A 3459-nucleotide genomic window follows, 5' to 3' on the forward strand; every position below is an offset into this window, starting at 1 on the left:
GAGCCGCACCCAGCCGGGCCGGTCGGGCAGGGCGAAGGGCGCCGTCGTCGGGCGGGGCCGGGCGGGGCGGGAGGACGCGGCGGGGCGATGGGCGGAAGGGGACATGCGGCCAGGCTAACCGCTCGCCTCCGCTGCGGACACGAGAGCCTCCGGCGCCGTTTCGTCAACGAAAGCGGCTGTGGAGGCTCCTGCGCCCCCGCCGTCTCGTCGACGAGCGCGGCGGGTGCGGTCAGTGCACGCCGGCGCCGGAGAGGGTCTTGGCCCAGGCCTCGATGGCGTCCCAGTCGCGGAAGTCGCCGTAGTGCTCGTTGCGGGAGAGCTTGAGCTTGAGCTTCTCCATCCGGCCCAGGCGCTCCTCGACGAGCGCCCCGCGGAAGTACGCCACCTCGCGCGGGCCGTAGGACTCGAGCTTCTCCCGCACCGGCCGGGCCAGCTCGGGCGCGCCGCCGGAGGCCAGGATCACGAGCGGCAGGTCCGCCAGCTCGGCCCGACGGGTGTCGAGGAACGCCCGGGCGTCGGCGGCGAGCGAGCCCGTGTAGACCGGGGCCGCGACGATCACCGCGTCCGCCGTGGCCAGCCACGCAGCGGCGCCCTTGACGTCCTCCACCACGGTCGGGACGGCCTGCGACGTGCGCAGCACCTCCGCGACCCGCTCGGCGATCTCTCGCGTGGATCCGTGGGCGGACGAGGTGACGATGAGCGTGGTCATGGTGGGGCGCAGCCTTCGGGGTCGGGGGCGGACGACGCGCTCAGTGTATCCCGCGCAGGTCCAGGTCCAGGCGGGTCTCGGCGCCCTCCGGGGCCCGGTCCGGGGTGTGCACCGTGACCGGGATGCCCCAGTCCTGCTGGTACAGGTGGCAGGCGGCGTGGTCCGGGATGGGCTGCCCCTTCTCCCCGTCGCACGCGGCGGCCCGGGCGGTGATGTGCAGGACGCCCTCCTCGACCTCGGGGTTCAGCCGCAGCGTCCGGTGCAGCCCCGTGGACGTGCCGGTGCCCTCGAGCAGCAGCTCCTCCGGGGAGGAGGAGATCTTCAGCTGCGTGGGATCGCCCCAGCGGTCGTCCAGCTTCTGCCCCGTGGGCGCGGCGAAGCCGATCGTCAGGTCCAGGTCACCGGCCACCACCGGGGTGCGGGGACGCTGCGTCTGCCGCGCGCCCTCGTCCACGGTGAGGAACTCCTCCGGCACCGCCAGCCGCGTGAGCCGGTGGGCGTTGGACTCGACCACCACGATCGCGGTGTCGTTCCCGTCCGCGTCGTGCTCCACGAGCACGTCCGAGGGCTCGAGCAGCCCGCGCGCCACCGTGGTCACCGTGGCCGGGACCGCCCGGCCCGCGGCGTCCTCGCCGGCCGGGGCGTACCGGCGGATCGCGCCGTTGTACGTGTCCGCGATCAGCACGGAGCCGTCCGGCAGGGCCGTGACGCCCAGCGCGTGCTGCAGGCGCGCGCGGTCCGCCTCCCCGTCCACGTGGCCGAAGTCGAACAGGCCCGCCCCGACGGCGGTCCCGACCTCGCGGCCCCCGTCCTCCCCGGTCCGCACCCAGCGCACCGCGGAGGTCTCCGAGTCCGCGACCCACAGCGTGCCGTCCGCGCCCACGGACAGCCCCGAGGGCTGCGCGAACCAGGCCCGTCCGGCCTCGCCGTCCAGCAGGCCCTCGAGCGCCGTGCCCGCGTGCACCGCGAGCGCGCCCGTGACGGGGTCGAAGTCGAAGAGCTGGTGCGTGCCGGCCATCGCGATCACCACACGCCCCAGGGCGGGGTGCCACACGACGTCCCACGGGGAGGACAGCGAGATCGCGGTCGGCTCCCCGGGCAGGTCCGCGAGGTCGACGGCGACGTCCCCCTCGTCGTCGACGGCGGCGGCCTCCTTGGCGCGCTCGGAGTCGATGAGCTTCTGCACGCCGTTGCCGGCGAGGGTGCTGACGCGCCCGTCCGACAGGCGCAGGCCCCGCAGCCGGTGGTTGACGGAGTCCGCCACGACGACGTCGTAGCCGACGCGCCCCGCGACGTCCTCGGGCAGCAGCGCCAGGCCCTGGGGCTCGTTGAACAGCGCCTGGTCCGGCCCGCCGTCCGCGTGGCCCTTCTCCCCGGGCGTGGGGAATGCGAGCTCGGCCTGGCCCGCGTCCGCCGCGGCGGGGTCCCCGCCGCCGAACGCGCGGAGCACCGTGGTCAGGTCCTCGGCGACCTCCAGGAGGCGGTGGTGGCCGGTGTCCGAGACGAGGAACGTGCCCGGGCGGGAGCCGCGGCCGCCGAGGGACACGGCCTTGCCGGGGAACGACAGGTCCCGGGCCACGGGCGTGGGCGGGACGTAGGGGCCCGAGCCGCGGTGCAGCGTGCCCTTGGCCTCGTGCTCGGCCACGAGCTCGCGCACGAGCCCGTAGAGCCCGGCCACGTGCCCCTCGCCGGACAGGTGCGCGGCGATGTAGCCCTCCGGGTCCACCACCACGAGGGTGGGCCACGCGCGCGCCGAGTACGCCTGCCACGTGGTCAGCTCGGGGTCGTCCAGCACGGGGTGCTCGATGGCGTAGCGCTCGACGGCGGCCGCGAGCGCGTCCGGGTCCGCCTCGTGCTCGAACTTGGGCGAGTGCACGCCCACCGTGACGAGCACGTCCGCGAACTCCTCCTCGAGCGGGCGCAGCTCGTCCAGGACGTGCAGGCAGTTGATGCAGCAGAACGTCCAGAAGTCGAGGAGGACGACCTTGCCGCGCAGGTCCTCGAGGGCCACCTGCTCGCCGCCGGTGTTCAGCCAGCCGCGGCCCACGAGCTCGGACGCGCGCACCCGGGTGGCCGCGCGCGGCACGGCGGCGGGGGCGTCAGCGGACGGGGCGGGGTTCGGGGTCTGCGGTGCGGTCATGCCCACCATCATGGCGCACGTCCCGGACGCGTCAGCCGTGAGCGGACGCCGGCGGCGTCACAGGGGGAAAGACGACGCCGCCGGGCGGGCCCGGCTCAGTCGGCGGCCAGGGCGGCGGCCAGCATCTCCTCGGCGATGAGCGTGAACTCCTTGCGCCCGGCCTCGGGCCGGCCCACGAAGGAGACCATCACCACGGCGTCGGAGGTGACGGCGGTGAGCACCTGGGCCGTGAGCTGGGGCTCGGACTCCGAGGCCACGGTCCGCTCCCACACGAGGGCGGACTGCGCCGGCGTGCCGTCGGACAGCGGCGCGTCGGAGACCTCGAGGCGGTAGTCGACGGTCGCGTCCCCCTCCTGCACGGTCATGGTCATCTCGCGGCAGTCGGCGCGCAGGGCGTTGACGGTCTGGAGGTGCCGCTCGACGTCCTGGCGGCCCTGGCCCGTGAGCCGGGCGACCTCCACGGTGCCCGTGCCCGTGAAGGTGTCGGCGCCGACGTCCACGCGCGTGGCCTCGGCCTCGTCTAGGGCGATCGGGGAGAAGTCCAGGGCGGTCAGCGGCGCCTTGCACTGCGCCGGCTGCACGGTGGTCCGGTCCGCGTCCGCGCGCCGGT

2 protein-coding genes and 1 pseudogene are annotated in these 3459 nt (G+C 75.4%); all 3 read right to left on the reverse strand.

Going from position 1 to position 3459, the window contains the following annotated elements; genetic code table 11:
- Positions 1–229: 229 nt before the first annotated feature.
- Positions 230–709, reverse strand: a complete 480-nt coding sequence (locus HMPREF3105_RS09090) for a flavodoxin domain-containing protein (RefSeq protein WP_036316804.1) — start codon at positions 707–709, stop codon at positions 230–232.
- A 40-nt stretch (positions 710–749) separates the two neighbouring features.
- Positions 750–2849 (reverse strand): NHL domain-containing thioredoxin family protein, encoded by a 2100-nt coding sequence (locus tag HMPREF3105_RS09095; protein ID WP_070709299.1) that lies wholly within the window; start codon positions 2847–2849, stop codon positions 750–752.
- Between the two features lie 95 nt (positions 2850–2944).
- Positions 2945–3459 (reverse strand): annotated as a pseudogene (locus tag HMPREF3105_RS09100) (hypothetical protein); the annotation flags it as partial.

It is taken from the genome of Micrococcus sp. HMSC31B01, from assembly GCF_001816085.1.
Lineage (GTDB): Bacteria > Actinomycetota > Actinomycetes > Actinomycetales > Micrococcaceae > Micrococcus > Micrococcus luteus.

What these genes read in the sequence shown, in the direction of transcription:
- HMPREF3105_RS09095 (WP_070709299.1), bottom strand. Translation starts at nt 2,849, where the DNA reads ATGACCGCACCGCAGACCCCGAACCCCGCCCCGTCCGCTGACGCCCCC.
- HMPREF3105_RS09090 (WP_036316804.1), bottom strand. Translation starts at nt 709, where the DNA reads ATGACCACGCTCATCGTCACCTCGTCCGCCCACGGATCCACGCGAGAG.